The organism is Erythrobacter sp. JB1-4 (assembly GCF_057365025.1).
On the sequence record NZ_CP200292.1, the window covers coordinates 1,281,279 to 1,305,292 of the forward strand.

A 24,014-nucleotide genomic window follows, 5' to 3' on the forward strand; every position below is an offset into this window, starting at 1 on the left:
CTTCTTCCACCCGCACTCTCCCCTCAGCTAACATCCTGCCCTAACTGACAGTAATGTCAATATGAGTTGTGATCCGCCACCTATTCAGCTGGCTCCATTTCGGTGCGTTTGCGGGCGAAGAAGGAGCGGCGCTTTTTGGTGCCCGCCCCGCCCGACTTCATGACCTTCTTCCGGAAGAGCATCGAGCCACCTTTGACGAGCAGCACCACCCACATCGCCTGCCATGCAAGCGCTGCGGCGTGGGTCCAAAGCGTCTCATCCAGAGCCGCGCGGGCGAGCATCGCGATGGGTGAGGACAGCGGGAAAGCGACCGCGAGAAGCTCAAGACCCGAACCTGCATCGCCCAAGGTCGCGGCGGCGAGGAAGAAGACCATCAGTTGTAGCATGGTGACAGGCATGGAGAGCGTCTGCACCTCGCGCACCGTGCTCGCCATGGCGCCAATGGTGAGGAAGAGCGAGCCGAGCAGAAGATACGCCATCGAGAAGTAGAAAACGCCGAGAGTGATGAACAACGGCCAGCCCACAGCAGGTCCCGGCAAATTGCGGAAATCGGTCTGGGTGACAGTGGTGATCGCGCCTTCGGCAACCGCCCAAAACGCCCAGCCAACGCTGCCCCACACGGCGATCCCCACAAAGGAGACGCCAAGCATTGCAAACAGCTTGCCCATGAAGACAGCATCCATCGGGATAGCAGCGGCGAGGATTTCGATAACCTTATTGCCCTTTTCCTCCGCGAGGTTCGACAGGACCATCCCGGCAAGCAGCATGGTCAAGAGGAACAGCACCAATTGTGCAGCGGTCGCGGTTTGAATGCGGGTGGAGCGGTCAGAGGCAGCGCTTGAGGCGACCACTTGGGAGGATGACGACGGGATTGTTGTGCGCCCTGCTTGTGTGGCCTCGGCAGCGATGAGTTCAACCGGTCCTTTCCAGCGCTGGATTTGACCTTCGGTGCCGACCAGCTCTGGCTCAGCAGGCGTGCCTGTCACGATCGCTGCGTAGTTGCCACGACGTTCCTCCATGTAGGTGCTGGGATCGAAATTGGGGTCCTCATTCGCCTCGCTAACCTGAGCAAAGACTGGCGCAGCGCGACCCAATTGCGGCACCAAATGATCGCGCGCGGCGATCATGGCGGCATTGTCCTCAGCGCTCATCGCAAGGCCCACTTCGACGGCGGCGGCTTGCTGGGAGTTCTGGCTGCCGATGCTGCCTGCTAGCCCTCCGACGAGGACGGGGAAGAGCGGTCCGATAAGGAAGAAGAGGAAGGCGCGGCTGAAGAGCACAGCGACAAAATCGCGCCGGGCAATGACCCAAGCGGCTTCGAGGCGGGAGAGACGCGGGCTGGTGCCGCTCGATGCGTCGTAGGCGCTCATTTGCCATCCCCCTGTGCATCGGCCTCAAGCTGACGGGCAGCGGCCTCGCCAGCAATCGAGACGAAGGCATCGTGAAGCCCTGCGCGCTCAATGGAGAGTGAAAGAATGCCCGCATCCCCTTCGATGAGCGTTTTCAACAAGGGTTCAATCCCGCTCTCAGGAAGCGGGAAGTAGAAAAAATCGCCTTCGCGCCGTGTCTCTTCGGGAAGCGCTGCGGTCCATCCGCCTTCCCTCGCGCGTGTTTCCAGGCGGACCTGCGCCGGGATACGGTCGCGAGCAGTTTCAACACTGCCCGCATAAGGCACTTTGCCCCCTGCAATGATGGCGACGCCCTCGCACAGACGCTCGGCATGGTGGATGACGTGGGTAGAGAAAATCACCGTCACGCCGTCTTCGGCAAGGCCCCGGATCATGCCCTCAAGCTTGCCCTGGTTGATCGCATCGAGGCCAGAGAATGGCTCGTCGAGAACCACAAGGCGCGGGCGGTGCACCAAGGTGCCGAGCAATTGGACGGTCTGCGCCATACCCTTGGAGAGCTGGCGAATGGTACGGTTCGCTGCATAGCCCAAATCGTGGCGCTCAAGCAGTTCCATGCCCCGCTTGCGGCCCTCTTTCAGGGAAAGCCCGCGAAGCGCGCCCATAAAGGCAATCGCCTCAATCGACTTCATAGCAGGGTAAAGCCCGCGCTCTTCGGGCAGGTAACCGATCAGGCGACCAATATCATGCGGGCGGTCATGACCAAAGATCATGCGCACGCCGTCATCAGGATCAATAATGCCGAGCAGCATACGCAAGGTCGTGGTCTTGCCTGCGCCATTGGGGCCAAGCACGCCATAGATCGCGCCTTCGGGCACTGACAGATCGACGCCATCGACAGCTCTGGTGCCGTCAAAGCTTTTGACAAGGCCGCGCGCTTCGATGGCTAGGGGGCGATCATCAGCTTGAACCGTGGTGAAAAGAGGCGAGCCATTGTCTGGCGTCATGTGATCATTTACCTGCATATGCATGAAAACGGCAGTTAACGCGCGAAACTGAACGGGAGCAACCCCAAGCATGGTTAACGAGGCCGCAACACTTACCTTAAATCAGCGGATCGAGGCGCAGGCTCGAAAGCTCGGGTTTTCCAGTGTTGGCTTCACGACTGCTGAGGAAGATTCACTTCGATCACAACGGCTTGAGGAGTGGCTTGACGAGGGACGTCACGGCACCATGGAGTGGATGGAAACCCGCCTTCACCACCGCCGTTCCCCGCAAGGACTTTGGCCCGAGGCACGCTCAGTCATCGCGCTTGGCATGAGCTATGCGCCAGCGCTTGATCCAATGGCGTTGGACGCAATCGGTGAACGCGCGCGCATCTCCGTCTATGCGCAAGGCAAGGATTATCATGACGTCGTAAAGAAGCGACTTAAGGCGCTTGCACGCTGGCTTGTTGAGGCGGTGCCCGAAACTGAGCTTAAGGTCTTTGTCGATACAGCGCCTGTGATGGAAAAACCTCTGGGTGAGGCGTCAGGGATTGGTTGGCAGGGCAAGCACACCAATCTGGTAAGCCCTGAGCATGGTTCGTGGCTGTTCCTCGGCGCGATTTACACGACGCTTCAGCTTGAGCCCTCGGCTCCCCATCGCGACCAATGTGGCTCGTGCCGTGCATGTCTGGACAGCTGCCCAACCGACGCTTTTCCGACCGCCTACACCCTTGATGCAAGGCGCTGCATTTCTTACCTCACCATCGAACACAAAGGCCCGATTGCTGAGGAATTTCGAGAGGCCCTGGGCAACCGCATCTATGGCTGCGATGATTGCCTCGCCGTGTGCCCCTGGAACAAATTTGCAAGCGAAGCCTATGCGGCAGGGGAATTTCTGCCCCGTGCCGAGCTGACCGCGCCGCGCCTCGCCGAATTGCTCGCCCTCGACGATGCCGGATTTCGCAAGCTTTTCTCCGGCTCAGCCATCAAGCGCATCGGACGCGACCGGTTTGTTAGGAATTGCCTCTATGCAGCGGGCAATAGCGGGGACCTTGCACTGCTCACCCAAATCGAGCCTCTGACCAAAGACCCCGATCCCGTAGTCGCCGACGCCGCAAAGTGGGCCAAGGCGCAGCTTACCTAATCCTCGTTATGCTCTCCAAGACTCGGCGCATGGCCCAGCTCGCCCTGCTGCCAATCGCTAAACCGATTGGGATCGCGCATTTGATAGAGTGCGCCTTCGCTGGGGTGCACAGACTTCTCGAAAAACCCTGTCTCATGCAAATGCGGGTCTTTGATCACCTCGTCCAGGTCCACAGCTGGCATGCAAGGAATGTTCGCGCCGCGTAGGATTTCCACGCATTCAGCCGTAGTCTTCATGGCCGAAAGCTCGCCAATCCGGGTGTAAGTCTCCGCCGCGCCGCGCACCAATTGAGCAGGCTCCTTCCAGCGCTCTTGAGCGGCAAAGTCCGCATCCCCCAAAAGCTTCACCACCAGCGGGAAGTGCGGGAGAATATAGGGCACGATGCTCACCCAGCCGTCTTTTGTCGGGAAAGGCTGACGATTGGGATCAACCTGACGGCCATAGCCCGCGTCATTGTTGGGCGGGTCGAAGGTGTGGCCGTCCAAATGCTCTTTCATCATGAAGCTCGCAAAAGCTTCAAACATGGGCACCTCGACAAACTGCCCTCGCCCTGTGCGCATCCGGTGGGTGATCGCGGCCAGTGTCGCATAGGCGGCATGAAGTCCCGCCACTTTATCAGCGATGAGCGAGGGGATGTATCGAGGCCGCTTATCCCCATCGACGCGCGGCAAGAGTGACGTCGTGCCGGTGGCTGCCTGAATGACGTCATCATAGGCCTGCAGCCCCGCATAAGGCCCGCCCGAACCAAAGCCAACACAGTGTACGTAGATGATATTCGAGTTCAGTTTCTTGACGTCATCATAGCCGAAACCCAGCCGCCCTATCGCCTCTTCGCGCACATTGTGAATGAACACGTCTGCATCGCTGAGGAGGCCGCGCAAACGCTCAACATCGGCGTCTTGCTTGAGGTCGAGCAGAAGGGACTTCTTGCCGCGATTAAGCGCGATAAACCCAGGTCCCATGCCTTGGGTCTTCGCTGGCTTTGCTCCGTAGCGATAGACGTCGCCCCCCGGTGCCTCAATCTTGGTGACTTCGGCTCCGTAATCGGCGAGAATTTGGGTGGCATAAGGGCCAAAGACGACGCTGGTAAGGTCGACCACCTTGAGCCCTTCAAGCATGGGCTTACCGTCCTGCGGGGCTATGCTCATGTCATCTCTTTGATCTGAATATCAGTGTCCGCAAGCACGGAAGGATCAATCTTCGCAGACCCGCTCTCGAGAAGTTTGCGCCCTTGCACATAATCCTTCATCGTCCCCACGCAGTCAAAGGCTATGGGCTGGCCTTCTTTCATATAGACCACCGTGAACTTGCGCGTCTCAGGATCGCCGCGAAGCACCGTGTCATCATATCCGATATTAAGCCCAGCGGTCTGGAGCTTGAGATCATATTGATTGGACCAGAACCACGGGAGCGCATGGTAGGGCTGTTTTTCGCCCATAATCGCCTTTGCCACCGTGTTCGCCATATCGTTGGCGTTCTGGACCGATTCGAGGCGGATAACGGCGTTATCGGCGTATGGATTGGCATGGGACGCGCAGTCTCCAATCGCATAAGTATCATCAAGCGTGGTGCGACAGAATACGTCCACATCGACCCCGTTTGAGCCCGCTGCCCCTGCCGCAATCAGAGGCGCGACAGCGGGGACAATTCCAATGCCAACGATGACCATATCGCAAGGGAGCGTCTCGCCATCGTCGAGGAGGACGCCGGAGACCTGACCATCTTCGCCAAGCACTTCGGAAACGGCTTCCTCGAGGCGGATATCAACCCCTTGGCGTGTGTGCTCATCGGCAAAAAATTGAGAAATCGCCTTGCCAGCAACGCGGGCGAGCAGGCGGTCCTGCATTTCGACCACGGTAACATCACATTTGAGTTTTCGCAGGACGGCTGCCGCCTCAAGCCCGATATAGCCCCCGCCGATCACCACGGCACGTTTGGCTCCTGCTTCAAGCGCGGCCATCATTCCATCAGCGTCGCGCTTATCGCGCACGTAAAATATGCCTTTAAGGTTAGCTCCCGGAATGCCGAGCCGCCGGGGGTCCGCACCGCCTGACCAGATGAGCTTGCGGTAGCCGATTTCTGAGCCATCGGAGAGGGTCAGCAAATGGCGTATCCAATCGATGCTGGCGACCCCGCTGCCAAGGCGAAGCTCCACATTTTTGTCCGCCCAGAATTTCTCAGGCCGGATCATTATCCGCTCAAAGGTCTTGTCGCCTGCGAGATATTCCTTGGACAAAGGGGGCGCTCATAAGGCGGGTTCGCCTCACGCCCGATCATCAGAATCGAGCCTTCATGCCCCTGTTGGCGAAGGGCAATCGCGGCTTGCGCCCCGCCATGGCCCGTGCCGACGATAACGACGTCAGCCGACGTCGAAGAATGTCCCGTGTCACTCATGCGAAGCGGCTTCACCCAAAATCGGTCTTCGCGTCAAGCCAGAAGCGACCAGCTTACCGCTCCAACAGATTGCGCGCTTGGGCAGCGATCTGTGCAAGCGCGGCAGGCGCAACGGGGGTGAGCTTTGCGCGCGGGCAATCATCGAGCGGAATTGTGCAATGGCTGGCGCGTTAGTGTCCGCCCATTTGGCGATTGCGCCTGCGGGATCATCCTTGCCCACTTTGCGGCGGGTAAGACGGCGCAGGAACTCGATCCGCATGTGCTGGAAATCGCGCGCAAGGCCATCGACCAGCAAGCGCTCCCACACATCGGACGGCGACATATGCGCAGCTGTCCCTTGCGCCCAATCGATGCCGATGCACTGACCGATTTCGCCAAAGGCTTGGGTGAGCGTTGCAGGTGCAATACCGGTGCTGAGCGCGAGACTTGCAAGGCCCACAGACCCGTCAAAATCAAACAAATCAGCCACACGGCCCGCCAATGCAGCGGGCGCACCAAGGGCTACAAATTCGCTGCGAAGTGCCTCGGAACGCGCTAGCGCCTCAGCCGATAAGAGCGCCTCGCGCTGTTCGCGAAGAATGGTCACACCGTCCGAAAGCTCTGCGACCATCGCGCTCACTTCAACCCTGCCACCGGTGGTCCGCAAGACGTCGGACATAAGGTTGCCCACTGCCGCCGCGAGCCGATCAAGCAGCGCAATGCGCGCAGGCTCTGGCATTTTGGCCCCGTCAATATCGGCCCACAGCGCTTTCAGGTTGAACAGACGCTCTACCACCACGAAGGCCGCGGCCACATCGCTCAAGCTCACGCCCTCTTCCTCGGGCAATTCGAACGCGTGGATCAGGCCAAGCCGGTTGACGATGCGGTTGGCAAGGTCGGTCGCGACAAGCTCACGGCGCAATTGGTGGCTTTGGATTTGGGGCAGGAATTTCGTCTGCATCGGCTCCGGGAACATCGCGATAAGGTTGCTCTCCAGCTCCGCATCATCGGGCAGCCCGCTCGCCTCAATCGCGTCCTGCAACGCGAGTTTCGTAGAAGAAAGGATCACCGCAAGCTCTGGCCGGCTGAGGCCTTTGCCCTCAGCCGCGCGGCGCATATAGGTCTCGCTATCGGCGAGGCCCTCAGTGCGCCGATCAAGCGCGCCCATCCCTTCCAATTGCTCGATCAGGCGGATGTAAGACGCGTTGGCAGAAGCCCCGCCCGCTTCGGCAATCGACAATGCGAGCGCTTGCAGCCGGTTATCCTCCAGCACGATCTCGCCCACCTCATCGGTCATCTTGGCAAGCAGATTGTTGCGCTTGGTCTCGGTGAGCGAGCCATCGCGGGTGGCGGAGGCCAGTGCGATCTTGATGTTCACCTCATTGTCCGAGCAATCAACGCCTGCCGAGTTGTCGATAAAGTCTGTGTTGCAGCGTCCCCCGGCAAGCGAAAAGGCGATGCGGCCAGCTTGCGTGATGCCAAGGTTTGCGCCCTCACCGATGACTTGTGCGCCAACTTCGCGGGCATCCACCCGCAGCGCGTCATTGGAAGGATCGCCCACTTCGATGTGGTTCTCGCTTTCCGCCTTGATGTAAGTCCCGATGCCGCCGAACCAAAGGAGATCAACCTCGGCCTTCAAGATCGCAGAGATCAGTTCATCAGGCCCGATTTCTGCTGCCTCAAGGCCAAGCATATCGCGCGCTTTTTTGGAAAGCTTGATGCTCTTGGCAGACCGCGAATAGACGCCGCCGCCTTTGGAAATAAGAGCGGGGTCATAATCCTCCCAGCTCGAGCGCGGAAGCTCAAACATGCGCTTTCGCTCTTTCCAGCTGCTCGCGGGATCGGGATCAGGATCGATAAAGATGTGGCGGTGATCAAAGGCTGCAACCAGCTTGATCGCCTTCGACAAGAGCATCCCATTGCCAAACACATCGCCCGACATATCGCCGCAGCCCGCGACGCGCACGGGCTCTTTTTGCACGTCGACGCCCATCTCAGCGAAGTGCCGCTGAACGCTCACCCAGGCCCCTCTGGCCGTGATGCCCATCGCTTTGTGGTCATATCCATTGGAGCCGCCGCTTGCGAACGCATCGTCGAGCCAGAAGCCTGCCTTTTCAGCAATGCCATTGGCGACGTCCGAGAAGGTCGCTGTGCCTTTGTCCGCCGCGACCACGAAATAGGGATCCTCCCCATCATGGACGCGCACAGCATCGGGGTGCACCACTTTGCCATCGACGATATTGTCGGTGACCGACAGAAGCGTGCGGATGAACACCTCATAGCTCGCACGGCCTTCCGCCGCCCACGCATCGCGGTCCACGGCTGGCGAAGGAAGCTGTTTGGGGTAAAACCCGCCCTTTGCGCCCGACGGCACAATCACCGCGTTTTTGACCTTTTGCGCTTTCATCAGGCCCAGCACTTCGGTGCGGAAATCATCGCGCCTGTCAGACCAGCGAAGCCCGCCGCGAGCCACGCTGCCTGAGCGCAAGTGAATGCCCTCAACGCGCCGTGAATAGACAAAAATCTCGCGCCACGGCACTGGCTTTGGAAGGCCGGGGACTTGAGCAGAATCGATCTTGAACGCAAGCGCCTCATCGGCAGCAGACGCAAAGGCATTGGTGCGCAAAATTGCATCGATCACAGCGCGGTAAAGCCGCAAGAGCCGGTCGTCATTGATCGCGCTCACTTTGGCGAGGCCCTTGGCAAAAGCGCTCACCGCCGCCTCGACAGCCGCCTTGCTGTTGCCCTTGAATTCCGGGTCATGGAGCGCAGTAAACAAGTCGATCATAGCCGCCGTTACATCGCGCGCCCGTTCCAGCGCATCGACCACGGGATAAATCGTGAAATTGGCCCCTGTCTGGCGCAGATAGCGATAGATTGCGCGCAGCCACACGGTCTCTTGCGCTGCCAGTCCATTAGAGACGACCAGCCGGTTAAACGGATCGTTTTCCGCCCCGCCATTGAGCACTTCGGCAATCGCGGTCTCGATCTGGCCCGAACGCTCCAGAAGCGCGTCAGCCTTGGTGCCTGCTGGCAAGACGAGCGTGTATTCATGGACAGTGCCAAGGGCGCCTTCATCAAGCCGCGTTGGAATTTCGGACAAGACCCGAAATCCGAAATTCTCAAGTACGGGCACCGCGTCAGAAAGCGCGACGCGCCCGGTCACGTGGTAGATTTTCAGGCGCAGATCACCGCGCGTATCATTGTCGAGCTTATACAGGCGGCAGGCGCGCGCTTCAGGGGCATCGCCGCTCGCAAGCGCATGGATTTGCGCAATATCGAGTGCGGCTTCGGCAGGACCGTAGCGTAGGCGATATCCGGGCGGGAAACTCTCGGCATAACGCTGCGCAATCGCGGGCACACGGGTGCTCTCGTCAATCTTGGCAAGCTGCGTTTCCACCGCCTCGGGCCAGCCTTTGAGAAGGTCGACAAGCTGCTCTTCAATCGCGCTCGCATCGGGCATTTTGGCAATCGTGCGCGAGTCCAACAGGAACTGAAGCATGGCAAGCGAGCCACCATCGACTTCCAAATTCCAGCTGAGCAAATCGAGCCCGGTTGCCTCTGTCAACAGCGCTTGCACCTGATGCCTGATCTGGGTTGAAAGGTTGTCGCGCGGCAACCAGACGAAGGCAAACACATGGCGACCAAGTGGCGATTGCACGAGGATGATGCGCGGGCGCGGACGGTCCACCAGACCCATCATCGCCATCGCGAGCGAGGCGATATCATCCTGCTCAAAGGTGAGCAGATTGTCGCTCGGAAGCACGCTAAACGCGTGAGCCAGCGCTTTGCCGGCATGGCTCTTTGCATCGAACCCAAGGCTGTCCGTCATCGCCCTCAAAGCCTCGCGGATTACCGGCACCTGAGCTGGTGGAGCGAGCAATCCGGCGCTCGTCCAAACGCCCGCATGCACGTTCAGCGCTGTGACCTTTTTGCCCTCTCTCACCGGCACAAGGAACACGTCGAGCGGCACACGGCGGTGCACATTGGAAAGCTGATTGGCTTTGACGGCGAGCATCTGGGTATCCGCCCCGCCATTTTCGCCGCCTTTCTCAAACCACGCAAAAGCGCGCTCGTAAGAGGCATCGGCAAGGATCGCCTTTGCGCTCTTGCGGCAAATGCCCAGCGCTGCGCTCACTTCCCCGCTACGGGCACGCGTGAGCGACCCCAATTGGGTCAGCATTCCGCTATTGAGCCATTGCAAAAGCTTGGCGCTTTCGGTCTCGCCCCCGCCGTGCTCAGCCAATGCTTGCGCATCGCGCGCCATGGTAGCTTGAATACGCGGCCAATCGCTGACTGCGGCGCGCACATCGCCCAAGGTTTCGCGCAAGGCAGTAAGAAGCTCGCGCCGCTGTTTGGCATCGACACGCGGCGTTTCGATATAGATGAAGGATTCGCGCGCACCCGTCGATTTTGCGCCGCCAATCGCGGTGAGAGCGTTCTGGTCATCACGCTCGACGGGGACAATCGGGTGGAGAAGCTGCTCAATACTGAGGCCTGCTGCTGTAATAGTGTTTGCAACCGAATCGACCAGAAACGGCATATCATCATTAATGATCGCAATGCGCAGCCGCCGCTCGCTCGTATCCGACTCGTGCGCAATCGCGCTTCGGGAGGGCAAGCGCTTGGCTCCGGCTTCCAAGAGGAAAGCCGCCGCGCTTTCGATAGCGGATTTTTCCAAAGGCGTTTCGCCGGGAAGAATGGAGGCTGAAAGGTGCTTTACCAGCGCCTTCAAAAGGGACTTGTCGTTAGCACTCATCGCGTGAGAGCTCCTCTCCTGAAACACGAACCCCGGCGCATTGCTATGTAATTATATTATGCCGGTGTGTTCTTATCGTACCCGTTAATACAGGCCCTTGGGGGGCAGTTGCAAGCGCGATTAGTGCCTATTTCGGCAGTTCACGCTGGAACGGTTTCGCAGGCTTCGAGCGTGAGTTGGAGCGAGCGCAGGCGCGCAGCCGGATCATAAGTCGCGCCGCATAGGATGATTTCATCGGCGCGCGTGCGTTTGACGAAGCGCTCGATATCGTCGCGCACCTTGGCGGGCGTGCCGACGGCGGCGGCCTGACCGAGATGGTCGAGCATGGCTCGAGCCGGTGTGGGCAGGGTCGAGGTGTAGTCGGCGATAGGCGGGGGAGCTTGCCCGGAGTGCCGGAACGCAGGGCGACGAAGCTTTGTTGCTGGCTTGAGGCGAGGAGCTGGGCTTCCTGGTCAGTGTCCGCTGCAAAGACGTTCATCGCGACCATGACGTAGGGCTTTTCGAAGGCCTCGGAAGGCTGGAAATCGCGGCGGTAGACCTCAAGCGCGCTATCGAGATGATCGGGCGCAAAGTGCGCGGCAAAGGCGTAGGGCATGCCGAGTTTCGCGGCGAGCTGCGCGCCGAAGAGGCTGGAGCCGAGCATCCAAAACTCGACATTGGAGCCCAGGCCGGGGGTGGCTTTGATCGGCAAGTCGACATCGCCTGTCATAAGCGCGCGCAGTTCGAGCACGTCTTGCGGGAAGTATTCCGACGCTTTGTGAAGGTCCTTGCGAAGCGCGCGTTGCAGCTCCGGCCCTGCTCCGGGCGCGCGGCCCAGCCCCAGGTCGATCCTGCCGGGGAACAGCGCGTCCAGCGTCCCGAATTGTTCGGCGATTTGAAACGGGGTGTGGTTGGGCAGCATTATGCCGCCAGAGCCAATGCGGATGGTGCTGGTCGCATTGCCGATATGGGCGAGGACAACCGAGGTCGCGCCGCCTGCGATCCCGTCCATGGTGTGGTGTTCCGCGACCCAGAAGCGCTTGCACCCGATCAGCTCTGCATGGGCGGCAAGCTCGGCTGCGGTGTTCAGCGCCTCGGCGACGGTCCCACCTAGGCGCACTGGCACCAGATCTAGGACGGAAAATTCGGTCATGAGGCTCTCCCTTAAGAGCCAAGCTGCCCAATATAGCCTTGCGCCGTCAAGGCCTCAGGGCTTTCGGGCGCTGTATCGATGACCGATTGCCAGCTTGTACGAGCCGCATCCTCGCGCCCTGAAAGCACAGCGATTACGCCAGCCTCAAGGCCGATGGGCGCATTTGTTGGGGCGAGCTCGCTGGCGCTCTCAATAGCGAACTGAGCCTCAGCCAACCGGTCAAGACGGCGCAGCAAAGTTGCTTTCAAAAGCCAAGTGTTCGCCTCTTCGGGAAGCAGCTGGGTGGACTGTTCCAATTCTGCCAAGGCCTCTTCAGGCCGCTCCAGCGCTACATAAACCCGCGCAAGATCGCTCGCGATAATCGCTTGCATGGGCGCGGATGCCGAGGTTGTCGCATCCTCTTTGGCGCGCTTCAGGATGGTCTGCGAACGCTCCAAATCCTGCGCTGCAAAAGCGGCATTGCCTGCCATAGCGCCAAACCGCGCTTTGGCCCGCGCCTCATCTGCCGGGGTCTCATCACGCGCAGCGGTAAAGGCGGTGATCGCGTCCTCCCATAGGCCAAGCTCGGTCGCCGCCAGCCCGAGGCAATGGTTGGCGAGAATGCGCTCATCGCCCGACGTTTCATTACGGCGCACTTGCGACAATGTGTGCGCCCTTGCCGCTTGGTCCGGCAGCATCCCAAGGCACTCTGCAAGCCACTGCGCCTTTGGGTCTTGCGGGGCGGCGAGTTCCTGCTCAGTGCGCGGTGGGCGGTCGCGCAGGGCATTGGGATCGCCGATTGTGTTGCCCACAGTGGGGTTGGGGCCAACTTGAAGGGCGATAACGAGGAGAGGCGTGATAAAGTCCAAGGGGCGGGTTTCCGGTCAGTAAAAGCTATCCACCAGCCCCAAAAGCTGCGCGATATCGGCATCGCGCGAAAGGCGGTGGTCGCCGTCCTTTATCAGTGTCACCTGTACATCATCCGAACGAAGCGCGGCGGCGAGCTTGATTGAGATCGCCCAAGGCACATCCTCATCGCGCTGCCCATGGATCAGGCGGATGGGGCAATTGAGCGCAATTTCATCGATCAAGCGCAAGTGATCCTGCGCATCGGCGAAAAAGCTCGGGTGCGTGGGGGTAGGCTCTGGGCCATAGGGGTTTTCTTCGAGCACCACCTCGCCTGCGATAAGTTTCTCGCGCTTGGTCGCACTAAAACCCCAAACGGTGAAATCGGGCGCAGAGGCGATGCCGATGATGCCTGCAAGGCGCTTGCCCAAAGCCTCCCCCACAAGCAGCATCAGCCAGCCACCCATCGAAGACCCTGTGACCAGCACTGGCCCTTCGACATAGGTGTCGATCAGAGCCATCACCTCCTCGCACCAGCGCGACAAAGTGCCATCGGCAAAATCGCCCGAACTCTCCCCGCAGCCGGTGTAATCGAGAAGCAGGCAGCCGCGCCCCTTGGCCACCGCTTCGTCAAAGATAGCGGTCGCCTTGCCGCCCGTCATATCGGACATGTAGCCAGGCAAGAAAACGAGGGTGGGGCCCGTGCCAGCCGTATGCTTAAAGGCAACGCGGCGGCCGTCCGGCATTTCGTGAAATCGTGTATCGGTCATTCGCATTCCATGGCCCTAGGCCCTGTTGATAAAGCCTTTGCGGACCATGGTTTGGAGCAAAATTCGCATCTCACAAGGCGGGAGCGCGCAGGAAGTGCGGCGCACTTTCAAGCGATCGCAACGCGGTGAGGGCGAATTTTGGCCAAATCCCCCAAAAACTAGGGAGGGGACGATGCACAAAAAGGCCAGTTCAGCGTCGCTCATCCTTGAATATGCTTTGCATGTCCATCGTCTTCGCTTCTTGATCTGGCCTTTTTGTGCATCGCCATGGCCTCAAAGGCTTTATCAACAGGGCCTCACCACGCATTTGGTGCAAGAGGTGTCATCAAGCTGACAGGTAAGATCAGCTAAGGGAGGCACCCATGACAAAGACACCCACAAAATCAGTCACCGCCAAAGTCACCCGCCGCGGCGTCTTTGCCCTCGCGGGGGCCTCCGCCGCCGTTGCCGCGACGCCCTCAGCGGCGCATTCCCATGGAAAAGGCTTTACGCACAGCGTCGCAAGCGGCGAACCGCAATCCCAAAGCGTGCTTTTGTGGACGCGCTTTGTCGCTGGCGAGGCAACCACCCTCAAATGGCAGGTAAGCGAGACCCAGGACTTTGCCGAAGTGGTAAGCGAAGGCGACGTCACCGCATCGCCCTCTCGCGATTATTGCGCTAAAGCAACCGCCACCGGTCTTTCTCCAGACCGCTGGTATTTCTACCGCTTTATCGCTCCCTCAGGGACCGCCTCACCCATAGGCCGCACCCGCACTTTGCCAAAAGGCCCCACGTCCCATTTCCGCATGGCGGTCTTCTCCTGCGCGAATTTCGGCTTTGGCTATTTCAACGCCTATGCGCACGCAGCCGAGGTCAATGACGTCGATCTCGCGGTGCACCTTGGCGACTATATTTACGAATATGGCGGCGACACTTACCCATCCGAAGACCAGCGCCACCCTGACCGCAGTGTCGCTCCGGGAAGCGAGATCGTGGCGCTTGCCGATTACCGCCAGCGCTATGCCTCCTACCGCGCCGACCAAGACCTTCAGCGCCTCCATCAAGTCCTCCCCATGATCGCCGTATGGGACGACCATGAAAGCACCAACGATTCGTGGAAAGATGGCGCACAGAACCACCAGAGCGACACCGAAGGCGATTGGGAAACCCGCAAGGAAATCGCCAAGCGCGTCTACCGCGAATGGATGCCCGTCTCAGATGAGCCCTATGCCGCCTATGATGTCGGTGATTTGGCGACACTCTTCCGGCTCGACACACGGCTTGAGGGGCGCGAGGAGCAATTTGATCTCGTCGGTATGATCCGCGATGCGGAAAGCCCCAAGGAAATCCGTCAGATCTACACAGCGCTTCGCGATGGCGCTTGGTCAGATCAAAAACGCCAACTCTTGGGTGAGCGTCAGGAGAAATGGCTGATTGACGGGCTCGCAAGCTCAAAGGCGCGCGGCGCCACCTGGCAAGTGCTTGTGCAGCAAGTGCTGATCGGCAAACTGTCCTCGCCCAAAGGTGTCAGCCGGCTTCTTGGTAACAATGTGCCCGAATTTGCCCGTGCCCGCCTAACCGCGGCCAGCCTAGCTGCTGAGGTGGGCTTGCCGCTTAATATGGATGCATGGGACGGCTATCCCGCCGCGCGCGACCGCGTGTTCAAGGGTGCAAGAGAAGCCAATGCCAACCTCGTTGTGCTTGCTGGCGACACCCACAATGCATGGTCTTTTGAGCTCAAACACAAAGGCGAGCCTGTGGGCGTCGAATTTGCGACCTCTTCTGTCAGTTCGCCCGGTTTTGAAAGCTATCTCTCAGCGCTCCCCCCAGCCGTGCTCGCAGGCGCATTGGTGAACGCCAATGAAGAACTCAAATGGGCCGACACCGCGAACCGGGGCTATATGGTGGTCGAGTTGGCTCCGGAATCGGCGACCAGCGAATGGCGTTTCACCGCAAGCACGAAGACGCGTTCAACGCAGATTGTGGACACTCATTTGGAGATCACACAACCTCGGCCTGATATCGCTATTTAGCCGGGTCTTCTAGCGCCGTGCGCAAGGCTGCTGAAAAAGCCTCGGGCTGGTCGAACATGATGAAGTGATAGCTGTCTTCGACAATCTCTATCTGCACGCCTTCGAGACCTTGATAGGCTCTCTCATAAAGGGCTTTCATACGGGCACGCGGCGCATAGGGATTGGCAGCTACGATCACTGTTGTTGGCGTGTCGATGCCTTCCAATGATCCGCGCAAATCCGTGGTCATCAAGGCATAGATTGCACTCGCGAAAGTGGCACGGTCGCTTGCCGTAGACCAGCTGACCACCTTGTCATGAAACTCGGTGTTCTTAATCAGAGAGCGCACGCCCATTTTCTGGCCCGCTTCAAACGCAGCATCGTCTTGCGCCAATATCTGAGCGCGAAAGCCATCCGCCTGTGGGCGCGCGGCTTCCGCTGTCGCGGCGGGGTTAAAGATCAGAGAATAGAATGGCAGCGCATCTACCACCACAAGCCGCGAAATACGGGCCGGATGCTCGCTTGCCAGTTTGAGACCGAGAAACCCGCCCATCGAGTGTCCGGCATAAAGCGCATTATCAACGCTGTTGCAGTCCAAATGAGCAATCACTTCATCCGCAGCGCGCTGGGCGATAGTGTCAGGATCACCTGCCGCCTCCCGGCCTGCAAATCCGGCGACATGGACCCGGTGAATACGGTAATCGCTGCTCAGCTCTTTCACCGTTTCATCCCAGACTTCCGGGGCTGACCCAAGACCAGGGACCAGCACAAGGTCAGGCCCTTCGCCAACCACCTCATAGGGTGAACATGCGCCGGGAGTATCGCTGGTGGGCATGTCTTGCGCGCTCGCGGGTTCTGGGGCTGCGAAGGCCAAGAGGGTGAGGATGGCAAATGGTAAGGAGGCGGAGAATTTCATCACGCGTCTTTCTGGAAAATATCCTCGATCGCGAGTTCGAAAACTTCCGCGATAGAGAAGGCAAGGGGTAAGGAAGGGTCGTAGCGGCCCTTCTCAATCGCGTTGACGCTCTGGCGGCTGACGCCCAGCCGGTCGGCGAGGTCTTGCTGTGACCAATCACGCATCGCGCGCAGCACTTTGAGGCGGTTGTTCACCCTACAAATCCTCGCAAACGAAACCAGCCATAGCCAAAGGCCCATGACATCATGAGAATCCCGGCCATGTTCACGCTGGTAAGCTGGGGCAGGTCCAAAACATCGCCCAAAAAGACCCAGATCAGATGCAGAAAGACTGTGCTCGAAACTGCAATCAGCGCCGAGTTTGTCATAGTTGCAAAGATAAACTCATCGTGGGTTCTGCGATCCAGTTTTGCAAGGAACGCAAGCACCACCACGACAGCAAGCGCACTCCCGAAGACGATAAGCCATTTCTCAATGGGTTCGCCCACATAAGCGACGCCGGGCGCAGGGTCAGTATCACCGGTCATCAAGGCGGCGGCGACAAAGATGAAGATCATAAGAGCATCAAGGCTCACAGTGTTTCGAAACATTTGAATAAATCCCAGAAAGATGGATGCTAAAGGGTCTGACGGCGCGGATATGCCGGCTTCACGCAGCACCCCAAGTGCCATAAGTGATCCGGTTGACGACAGAGCCCACAGCAAGCCCCGCGAACCAGATTATAGCATACCAATAGGCATCGACATGCGGGACCAGGTCGGCACTCTCCAGCATGCCCCAGACAGAGGCTGCACTCATCGCAAGGGCCGAGGCGACAAGCGTCTGGCGAATGGTGAGCATGCGGATGAATTCATCGGTTTCTTCGACAATCAGACGCCCGATTGCCCAGAAAAACCCGGTGATCGCAAGGCCCGGCAAGATGCCGAGGCCGATGCGCACTGGATCAGGCAAATCGCCAAGCTTGTCGATAAAGGTGAGCACAGCAAAAGACGCCAGATAGAGTGATGTGAAGACCGCCACTCGTTTGATGTAGTCGCGCTGCGCCTGACCTTTCGTGACACAATCGCCGCGCCCGGCCTCATTCTTGTTGAGCATCGCCTTGAAAGCGAAAAACATCGGAATGATGGGCGTGACCATAAGGGTTAGGATTACACCCTTGCTTTCAATCGCTTTGGTCAAAGCAAGGGCGACAATTACAACGGTGCTGACGAAAGTCATGCCGATCCAGAACAGCGGGCCTCGTCCGAGAAAGCCAGCGGCCTTTGCGGTTGGAGTATTCATCAGCCGCACACCTTTGCACAGCGGCCACTCTTGCCTTGGATCGACCCGTAAGCCGCGCCAACCATTCCCATGGTGATTCCGAAACTCGCGCCTGAACTAAGGTCCAGATAATTGGTGTAGAAGGCAGTTCCAATAATGATGCCTGCCCAGATGAGAGATTTTTGAACTGTTGTCATTGGTAAAGTGTCCTTTCAACTATGGAAAGCATACTTGTCATTGATTCGTCGGTTTGTCAAGTGTGCTTTCCATAGTGGAAAACAGATTTGCCTTCTGCGGCCGTGTCTCATCAACTAAAGGGGTGACTTCTTAACCAAGGGCTCTTATCTGGAGCGCATGGCAAAACTGCTGACCACAACAACGACCACAACACCCACGGATTGCCGGGGGCGGTTGCTGTTGGTCTGAGCCAACGACACCGCCGCCCGGTTTGGGGCGGCGCGGTGTCCTCCTCAAAACGGTTAAACACTCAAACACCGCTCTTTGCGCGTGCGACTTCATGTCCTAAAGCGCGCCAAACGATACGGATTGAACAATGACCGAACTGCTTAAGATCAGCCTTCCCGATGGCTCTGTGCGCGAAATGGAACCAGGCTCTACGCCCTACGATGTTGCAGCCGCGATTGGCCCGGGCTTGGCGAAGGCTGCGCTCGCTGCGCGGGTTAACGGCGAAGTGCGCGATATTGGCCGTCCCTTTGAGGGCGATAGCGAGCTTGCGCTGATCACGTCCAAGGATGAGGCAGACGCGCTGGAACTGGTGCGCCATGACTTTGCGCATATCCTCGCTGAAGCCGTTCAGGCCCTGTGGCCCGGCACGCAGATCACCTTTGGCCCTGCGACCGATGATGGCTTCTACTATGACGTGATGGCCCCGGCGAGCCGCGAGCCCTTCGGTCTTGAAGACCTGCCCGCGATCGAAGAGAAAATGCGCGAGATCATCAAGGCCGACAAACCGCTGCGCCGCGAAGTGTGGTCGCGCAATGATCTGATCGCCAAGTGGGAAGCCGAGGGCGAAGCGTTTAAGGCTGAGTGGGCGAAAGAACTGCCTGAAGGCGAGGATTTGACGGTCTATTGGTCGGGTGATGACTGGCTTGATATGTGCCGTGGGCCGCACCTGGCTTCGACCGGCAAGCTTGACCCGCAAGCCTTCAAGCTGATGCGGACCGCCGGCGCATACTGGCGCGGCGATCAGCGTAATGCGCAGCTGACGCGCATCTACGGCACCGCTTGGCTCAATAAGAAGCAGCTCAAACAGCACCTTCACAACCTCGAAGAAGCAGGCAAACGCGATCACCGTAAACTGGGCCGCGAGATGGACCTGTTCCACTTGCAAGAAGAGGCGCACGGCAGCGTGTTCTGGCACCCCAAAGGCTACCGCATTTGGCGCGAGCTTGAAGCCTATATGCGCCGCAAGATGGACGGCGCTGGCTATCGTGAGATCAAGACCCCGCAGGTGATGGACGCGCGCCAATGGGAGCAATCGGGCCACTGGGGCAAATACCGCGAGAACATGTTCGTGATCCCCGACGAGGTGCCAAACACTGAGGATGAGGGCGACATCATCTCCAAGGACGCGGATTGGATGGCGCTAAAGCCAATGAACTGCCCCGCGCACGTCATGGTCTTTAAGCAAGGCATCACCTCCTACCGCGACCTGCCGATCCGCCTGGGTGAGATGGGGTGTTGCCATCGCAACGAGCCGCACGGCGCGCTCCACGGTCTCATGCGCGTGCGCCAATTCACTCAGGACGATGCGCATATCTTCTGCACCGAAGAGCAGGTTGTGGAGGAGGTCCAAGCCTTCATCACGCTTGCCGATGAAGTCTACCGCGACTTTGGATTCGAGTATAAGATCAAGCTCGCTCTACGGCCTGAGCAACGCTTTGGCTCGGACGCGGATTGGGACAAGGCGGAGCAGGAACTGCGCGATGCTCTCACCGCCAATGGCCTCGAATGGGAAGAGCTTCCCGGCGAGGGCGCGTTCTATGCGCCCAAGCTTGAATGGCACCTCACCGATGCGATTGGGCGCACGTGGCAGGTGGGCACGATCCAATCGGACCGCGTGCTGCCGGATCGCTTGGATGCGACTTATATTGGCGAGGATGGTGACAAGCACCGCCCCGTCATGCTCCACCGTGCGATCTTTGGGTCTTACGAGCGCTTTATCGGCATTCTGATCGAACACTTTGCGGGCCGCCTGCCGGTGTGGCTTGCGCCGATGCAGGCGGTGGTTGCGCCGATTGTTTCGGACGTCGATGGTTATGCGAGCAGCGTGCTGGCGAAACTGGAAGCGGCTGGCATTCGCGCCTCGAGCGACCTTCGCAATGAGAAGATCAACTATAAGATCCGCGAGCACAGCCTTGCCAAAGTTCCGCATCTTCTGATCGTAGGCAAGCGCGAGGAAGAGGAAGGCACGGTTGCGATCCGAACCCTGGGCGAGAAGGATCAGAAGGTCCTTCCGCTGGACGAGGCGATTGCGATGCTAACCGGGGCTGCGACAGCTCCAGATTTGGCGGCTTAAGGCCATCGCAACCGTGAAGCTGATGATCCTTTTGTCGCTGGCGCTAAACGTCGTGGTCTTGGTCCCTGTGACATATGGTATCTACACGTCGGCCCCGTGGGCGAGCGATGCATACGGCTTCGACAGCCCAGCACGAGGTATCTTGCTGGCGGTCTATCTGGCAATCCTAATCGCTTCGGTCGGGCTAGCCTTCAAACCCGTCCCGGCCATGGTGGCGACACTTCTAGCCGTGCAGATCGTCTACAAGCTCGTAACGCCCTTCACCCTGGGAACACTCGAAAACCCTGTGGTGATGAGCAATATTGCAATTGCTGCATTTCACTGTGTGACCTTGTGGTTCATCTACGATCAGGCTGGCAAATAAGTGGAATTCGCCCTTACGGAATTCCTGGCCGGGTTCAATGCGGTCCAAATCGCGGTCGCGATTGCGGCCACTTTGGGCGCGGCGTTTATCCGGGGGCTGACTGGCTTTGGCTTTGGCATCCTGCTTGTGCCTATCCTCGCGTTGGCGCTGACCCCGGTTGAGGCGGTGCTCGCGATCAACATTATGGCAGGGCTTTTGGCTCTCACTGAGATCCGGATGATCCTGCGGGAGGCGGAGAAGAGCGCTTTCGTAATCGGCGCGCTGGTGGTTTTGGCAACCGCACCAGGCTTGATGCTGCTCAATGCAACTCCGCAAGGCTTGGCACGGCTACTGATAGCTCTAGTCGCACTATCGGCTTTCTTCGCGATCCTTTTGCCAAAGCGCAGTTCAGCGCAACCAGGCACCCTCACCACTGGGGCCGTAGGCCTATCGGCAGGCGTCCTTACAGGCTTCGCGGCGATGCCGGGGCCGCCTGTGGTGCCTTATTATGTTGGCCGCGATATCCCACGCACCACAGCCAAAGCGTCGATGATCGGCATCTTTGGTATTGCTGCGATGGCAGGTGTTGGATCAGGTGCAGCAATCGGCGTGCTAGAATGGCGCATCGTGGCGCTGGGGGTAGCCCTCTTCCCTTTGGTATTGATGGGAAACTGGCTCGGCAGCTTGGCATTTGGCAAGGTCAGTGACCCTGTTTGGCGGGCTTGCGTTGGCGTCGTCCTTTTTGCCGCTGCTATCGCTGCTCTTGTAAAGCTACTCTAGGACCTTACCGCGTGCTCGGCTTTGCTCCAGAAGCGATTGCAATCGCTGTTCTCACTGCTCTTGCAGCGGGGTTTGTCCGCGGGCTTGCAGGATTTGGGTTATCAGTGGTCTTAGTGCCCGTGCTCCAACTCGCAATACCGCCAACCGCAGCCGTTCTTGTGGGGATTGTCTCGCTCTTCTTAATCGGCCTCACCGACATTGGAAGGATAAAGCGCGATGCTGACAGGTCCGCTGTCCCGCTCATTATGATTGCGCTTGCATCTATGCCGTTGGGGCTTTGGTGCCTCACCACGCTGCCAGCAGACTGGGCGCGCGTTTTGATCGCGAGCGTATCGCTGTGTGCCTTTGTGCTGGTCGTTGTGCCTTTGGGCAAATCCCGCATACCGCAAAAGCCCGCGATGGCATTCTCAGGCTTTGCAACAGGGTTCTTTGGTGGCTTTTCAGGCATGCCCGGTCCTGGAATGGCGCCTTTCTACCTTAGAGGCGCTTTCACCCCAGATGCAGCGCGGGCCTCAATGATGGCGATATTCCTCGTGGTGACACCGCTATCCGCGGTCTTCTTCATCGTTTTGGGAGTGGGTTCATGGTGTGAGGCAGTTTTGGCCGCAGCCCTCTTTCCCTTTGTTCTTATCGGCGATTGGTTTGGCCACCGCGCCTATGGGCGGGTCACCGATGTGCAATGGCAAATCAGCACGGGGCTCGTGCTTGGCGCGGCCGCTTTCGCGGCTTTGGCCAAGCTGCTCTAGTTGCGATTCTCATCAAGCCACCTTGCGGCCAGCACTCGGCCCGCACCGGTTTCGCGAAGAACAAGAGCATAGCGATCCGCACCAGCGATAGTGAGCGCATCCGGCCGCACGACGTGGCTCGCTTCGCCACCTTGCCAAAGTGCGATCCGCCGTTCGCCCTTCAAGACGTTGGTGTAAGCGATCCGGCGTCCGCGGTTTTCGCCCCGCCCAATATCAACTTCCGCTTTGCGGTCCACACCCATAAGCACAAGTTCAGCCGGGAGGTCGGTCTTCCCGGCGATCCCAATACCAAAGCCCTTATTTGCATTACCGCGCACTCGAATAGCAGCCTTCGAATTCGCCGCAGCGCGCGAAACCATGCGGCGCACAGCTGGCTCACGCGAGCCCACTTCGCCAAGCGCACCTGCGACAACAGACTGCGGCGTATAAACCCCATTGTAACCCAGAAGACCGCGCCGTGCGTAATCACGCTGAAGTTTGGTGTTGGCCTCCTGCGCCAAGTTGTCTTTCCAACCCAGATAATCCCAGTAAGTCACAGGCCTCGAGATCACCACGAGCCCCTCTTCTTGATCAAGGCGCTGCGCCAATCGGTCAGCAGGAGGACAAGAAGAACACCCCTGGCTCGTAAAAAGTTCAATCAGCACTGGTTCTGAAGGGGAGCTGGACACCTGCGCATCGCCGCGCTCCGGCAACAGCGCGATGCTGGCTAAAAAAACTGCGCCGATGATGAGTGTGGCATGGACATAAGAACGCACGATCAAATTCCCTTTCGGCTTTGGCCAAGGGGCTATTCGTTCCAATTGCGTTTAAAGTTACAGGCTTTTCGACAAAGCTTTCAGGGCAGTAGCGTTCTTAAAACGCCAATGTCTTCAGAGCGGAAGGGGTTGGCCGGCAAAAATCAAAGCCGCCGCGCTGAAAAGCACAATTACACTGCTTAGCACTTCGGTCTGGCGCGCGTGCGCTGCTTGAATGGTGCTGCGGGATATGGCGATGGCTCGGCTCATGACGGGCCTTTTCGTCGCAAACTCCTAATGATGCGTTAACAAGGCGCGGCCTCGGCAGGCATTTGTTGGCTAGCGCAATGAAACCCGCCTCCACCAGCAAGAACGGCAGTTGCAGGAAGGCCAATGGTGGCGCGATCAGGGAATTGAGCTGCGATAGCTTCAACCCCTGCCTCATCATGATGCGATCCAAAGGTCGGGACAACCACGAGATGTGTGGTGATCGCAAAGTTCACATAACTGGCAGGCTCAACTGCGCCCGAGCGCATAATAAGACCCGGAGAAGGAATGGTGACCACTTCAACCCCGAATTCCTCAGCCCGCGACTTTGCGTCCGAATAGATTTGCGCGTTGGGATCATCTGTCCCTGTCGCCTCTGGCACAACAAGCCTACCCGGTCCGATAAAGCGCGCTAGATTGTCGACATGGCCGTCCGTATGATCGTTGATTAGCCCATCACCAAGCCACAACAGCCGGTCAAATCCAAGCATTTTTGAAAGCTCAGCCTCAATGTCAGCTCTGCTCATATCCGGATTTCGGTTTGGGTTTAGCAAGCACTGCTTGGTGGTAACGGCAAGACCGGTTCCATCACCATCAACCGCGCCGCCCTCAAGGATCATAGGTGATTGTTCGACCCCAAGAGTAGCATCACGCGCCAGCGCCTCGCCGATCGTCTGATCGCCTTCCATCAGATATTTTCCGCCCCAGCCATTAAAGCCAAAGCGAGCAGAGCTGCGGCCTTTAGACCCGGTGACAACCAAAGGCCCCGTATCGCGCAGCCAGATATCGCCGTAAATGCGCCGTTCTAATGTCACCGCCTCGCTCACCAGCGAGCGCGCGCGGGCCTCATTGGCTTCATCGCGCACCAGTAAGCGCACTTCCTGCCCGCTATCAGCCACCGCATTGGCAAACGCTGCAATCTGCTCTTGCGCTGCGCCCAAGAACCCCGGCCACTCGTGCGCCAAGTGCGGAAATCCGATCCAAAGCCAGTCTTGCGGCGCCCATTCTGGTGGCATCAAGGCCTTGTTCTTTGCGCCGCTCATCACCTGTTTCCATAGTATTGTGCGCCAATTCTCTTGCAGATGGTCTTGCGGGGAGCAAGCA

General features: G+C 58.8%; 19 protein-coding genes and 2 pseudogenes. 6 read left to right on the top strand and 15 right to left on the bottom strand.

The window, feature by feature from the left end; genetic code table 11:
- Positions 1-80: 80 nt before the first annotated feature.
- Positions 81-1,370, bottom strand: coding sequence for an ABC transporter permease (locus tag AC0V61_RS05725; protein ID WP_486156308.1), 1,290 nt, complete (start codon positions 1,368-1,370; stop codon positions 81-83).
- Positions 1,367-2,353 (bottom strand): ABC transporter ATP-binding protein, encoded by a 987-nt coding sequence (locus AC0V61_RS05730; RefSeq protein WP_486156309.1) that lies wholly within the window; start codon positions 2,351-2,353, stop codon positions 1,367-1,369. The genes AC0V61_RS05725 and AC0V61_RS05730 overlap by 4 nt, the downstream gene beginning before the upstream one ends.
- 70 nt (positions 2,354-2,423) lie before the next feature.
- On the opposite strand from AC0V61_RS05730, the gene queG reads away from it, so the two are divergent.
- On the top strand, positions 2,424-3,476 hold the full coding sequence (gene queG / locus AC0V61_RS05735) for a tRNA epoxyqueuosine(34) reductase QueG (protein WP_486156310.1): 1,053 nt from the start codon (positions 2,424-2,426) through the stop codon (positions 3,474-3,476).
- Here queG and AC0V61_RS05740 read toward each other — a convergent pair.
- The 6 genes and pseudogenes from AC0V61_RS05740 to AC0V61_RS05765 all read right to left on the bottom strand — a co-directional run bounded on the left by AC0V61_RS05740 (position 3,473) and on the right by AC0V61_RS05765 (position 13,335).
- Positions 3,473-4,624 (bottom strand): CaiB/BaiF CoA transferase family protein, encoded by a 1,152-nt coding sequence (locus AC0V61_RS05740; RefSeq protein ID WP_486156311.1) that lies wholly within the window; start codon positions 4,622-4,624, stop codon positions 3,473-3,475. The two genes, queG and AC0V61_RS05740, sit on opposite strands and share 4 nt — an antisense overlap.
- Positions 4,621-5,870, bottom strand: a pseudogene (locus AC0V61_RS05745) (NAD(P)/FAD-dependent oxidoreductase). Before AC0V61_RS05745 ends, AC0V61_RS05740 begins: the two are co-directional and overlap by 4 nt.
- The gene (locus AC0V61_RS05750; RefSeq protein ID WP_486156312.1) at positions 5,863-10,608 is read right to left on the bottom strand and encodes an NAD-glutamate dehydrogenase; all 4,746 of its coding nucleotides are present in this window, start codon (positions 10,606-10,608) and stop codon (positions 5,863-5,865) included. Before AC0V61_RS05750 ends, AC0V61_RS05745 begins: the two are co-directional and overlap by 8 nt.
- Positions 10,609-10,748: 140 nt before the next feature.
- Positions 10,749-11,740, bottom strand: a pseudogene (locus AC0V61_RS05755) (LLM class flavin-dependent oxidoreductase).
- Between the two features lie 11 nt (positions 11,741-11,751).
- Entirely contained in the window at positions 11,752-12,588 is an 837-nt protein-coding gene (locus tag AC0V61_RS05760; RefSeq protein ID WP_486156313.1) for a tetratricopeptide repeat protein, read from the bottom strand.
- A gap of 15 nt (positions 12,589-12,603) precedes the next feature.
- Positions 12,604-13,335 carry an alpha/beta fold hydrolase gene (locus AC0V61_RS05765; RefSeq protein ID WP_486156314.1) on the bottom strand — a complete coding sequence of 244 codons (732 nt, stop codon included), beginning with the start codon at positions 13,333-13,335 and terminating at the stop codon, positions 12,604-12,606.
- Positions 13,336-13,697: 362 nt separating this feature from the next.
- Between AC0V61_RS05765 and AC0V61_RS05770 the strand changes: the two genes are divergently transcribed.
- Complete coding sequence (locus tag AC0V61_RS05770) at positions 13,698-15,347, top strand: alkaline phosphatase D family protein (RefSeq protein ID WP_486156315.1); 1,650 nt, start codon at positions 13,698-13,700, stop codon at positions 15,345-15,347.
- On the opposite strand, the gene AC0V61_RS05775 is transcribed toward AC0V61_RS05770, so the two are convergent.
- The 5 genes from AC0V61_RS05775 to AC0V61_RS05795 are packed head-to-tail and all read right to left on the bottom strand — an operon-like array spanning position 15,340 to position 17,698.
- A complete protein-coding gene (locus AC0V61_RS05775; protein ID WP_486156316.1) occupies positions 15,340-16,242 on the bottom strand; it encodes an alpha/beta fold hydrolase in 903 nt (300 codons plus the stop codon). The genes AC0V61_RS05770 and AC0V61_RS05775 overlap by 8 nt on opposite strands.
- Positions 16,242-16,436, bottom strand: a complete 195-nt coding sequence (locus AC0V61_RS05780; protein WP_486156317.1) for a helix-turn-helix transcriptional regulator — start codon at positions 16,434-16,436, stop codon at positions 16,242-16,244. The genes AC0V61_RS05775 and AC0V61_RS05780 overlap by 1 nt, the downstream gene beginning before the upstream one ends.
- Positions 16,433-16,831 carry a hypothetical protein gene (locus tag AC0V61_RS05785; protein ID WP_486156318.1) on the bottom strand — a complete coding sequence of 133 codons (399 nt, stop codon included), beginning with the start codon at positions 16,829-16,831 and terminating at the stop codon, positions 16,433-16,435. Before AC0V61_RS05785 ends, AC0V61_RS05780 begins: the two co-directional genes overlap by 4 nt.
- A gap of 58 nt (positions 16,832-16,889) precedes the next feature.
- On the bottom strand, positions 16,890-17,522 hold the full coding sequence (locus AC0V61_RS05790) for a hypothetical protein (protein WP_486156319.1): 633 nt from the start codon (positions 17,520-17,522) through the stop codon (positions 16,890-16,892).
- Positions 17,522-17,698, bottom strand: coding sequence for a hypothetical protein (locus AC0V61_RS05795; RefSeq protein WP_486156320.1), 177 nt, complete (start codon positions 17,696-17,698; stop codon positions 17,522-17,524). Before AC0V61_RS05795 ends, AC0V61_RS05790 begins: the two co-directional genes overlap by 1 nt.
- Positions 17,699-18,054: 356 nt before the next feature.
- On the opposite strand from AC0V61_RS05795, the gene thrS reads away from it, so the two are divergent.
- The 4 genes from thrS to AC0V61_RS05815 are packed head-to-tail and all read left to right on the top strand — an operon-like array spanning position 18,055 to position 21,909.
- A complete protein-coding gene (gene thrS, locus AC0V61_RS05800) occupies positions 18,055-20,040 on the top strand; it encodes a threonine--tRNA ligase (protein ID WP_486156321.1) in 1,986 nt (661 codons plus the stop codon).
- Between the two features lie 22 nt (positions 20,041-20,062).
- Positions 20,063-20,404: a hypothetical protein gene (locus AC0V61_RS05805; protein WP_486159461.1), complete on the top strand. Its 342-nt coding sequence runs from the start codon at positions 20,063-20,065 to the stop codon at positions 20,402-20,404.
- A complete protein-coding gene (locus AC0V61_RS05810; protein ID WP_486156322.1) occupies positions 20,405-21,163 on the top strand; it encodes a sulfite exporter TauE/SafE family protein in 759 nt (252 codons plus the stop codon).
- Positions 21,164-21,174: 11 nt separating this feature from the next.
- Positions 21,175-21,909, top strand: a complete 735-nt coding sequence (locus AC0V61_RS05815; protein ID WP_486156323.1) for a TSUP family transporter — start codon at positions 21,175-21,177, stop codon at positions 21,907-21,909.
- Here AC0V61_RS05815 and AC0V61_RS05820 read toward each other — a convergent pair.
- On the bottom strand, positions 21,906-22,664 hold the full coding sequence (locus tag AC0V61_RS05820; protein ID WP_486156324.1) for a DUF1223 domain-containing protein: 759 nt from the start codon (positions 22,662-22,664) through the stop codon (positions 21,906-21,908). The genes AC0V61_RS05815 and AC0V61_RS05820 overlap by 4 nt on opposite strands.
- Positions 22,665-22,948: 284 nt before the next feature.
- Positions 22,949-23,953 (bottom strand): agmatine deiminase family protein, encoded by a 1,005-nt coding sequence (locus AC0V61_RS05825; protein ID WP_486156325.1) that lies wholly within the window; start codon positions 23,951-23,953, stop codon positions 22,949-22,951.
- Between the last annotated feature and the right edge of the window lie 61 nt (positions 23,954-24,014).

Coding starts and splice junctions, on each gene's coding strand:
- AC0V61_RS05725 (WP_486156308.1), bottom strand. CDS start 1,370: ATGAGCGCCTACGACGCATCGAGCGGCACCAGCCCGCGTCTCTCCCGC.
- AC0V61_RS05730 (WP_486156309.1), bottom strand. CDS start 2,353: ATGACGCCAGACAATGGCTCGCCTCTTTTCACCACGGTTCAAGCTGAT.
- queG (WP_486156310.1), top strand. CDS start 2,424: ATGGTTAACGAGGCCGCAACACTTACCTTAAATCAGCGGATCGAGGCG.
- AC0V61_RS05740 (WP_486156311.1), bottom strand. CDS start 4,624: ATGAGCATAGCCCCGCAGGACGGTAAGCCCATGCTTGAAGGGCTCAAG.
- AC0V61_RS05750 (WP_486156312.1), bottom strand. CDS start 10,608: ATGAGTGCTAACGACAAGTCCCTTTTGAAGGCGCTGGTAAAGCACCTT.
- AC0V61_RS05765 (WP_486156314.1), bottom strand. CDS start 13,335: ATGACCGATACACGATTTCACGAAATGCCGGACGGCCGCCGCGTTGCC.
- AC0V61_RS05770 (WP_486156315.1), top strand. CDS start 13,698: ATGACAAAGACACCCACAAAATCAGTCACCGCCAAAGTCACCCGCCGC.
- AC0V61_RS05775 (WP_486156316.1), bottom strand. CDS start 16,242: ATGAAATTCTCCGCCTCCTTACCATTTGCCATCCTCACCCTCTTGGCC.
- AC0V61_RS05785 (WP_486156318.1), bottom strand. CDS start 16,831: ATGTTTCGAAACACTGTGAGCCTTGATGCTCTTATGATCTTCATCTTT.
- AC0V61_RS05790 (WP_486156319.1), bottom strand. CDS start 17,522: ATGAATACTCCAACCGCAAAGGCCGCTGGCTTTCTCGGACGAGGCCCG.
- AC0V61_RS05795 (WP_486156320.1), bottom strand. CDS start 17,698: ATGACAACAGTTCAAAAATCTCTCATCTGGGCAGGCATCATTATTGGA.
- thrS (WP_486156321.1), top strand. CDS start 18,055: ATGACCGAACTGCTTAAGATCAGCCTTCCCGATGGCTCTGTGCGCGAA.
- AC0V61_RS05805 (WP_486159461.1), top strand. CDS start 20,063: ATGATCCTTTTGTCGCTGGCGCTAAACGTCGTGGTCTTGGTCCCTGTG.
- AC0V61_RS05825 (WP_486156325.1), bottom strand. CDS start 23,953: ATGAGCGGCGCAAAGAACAAGGCCTTGATGCCACCAGAATGGGCGCCG.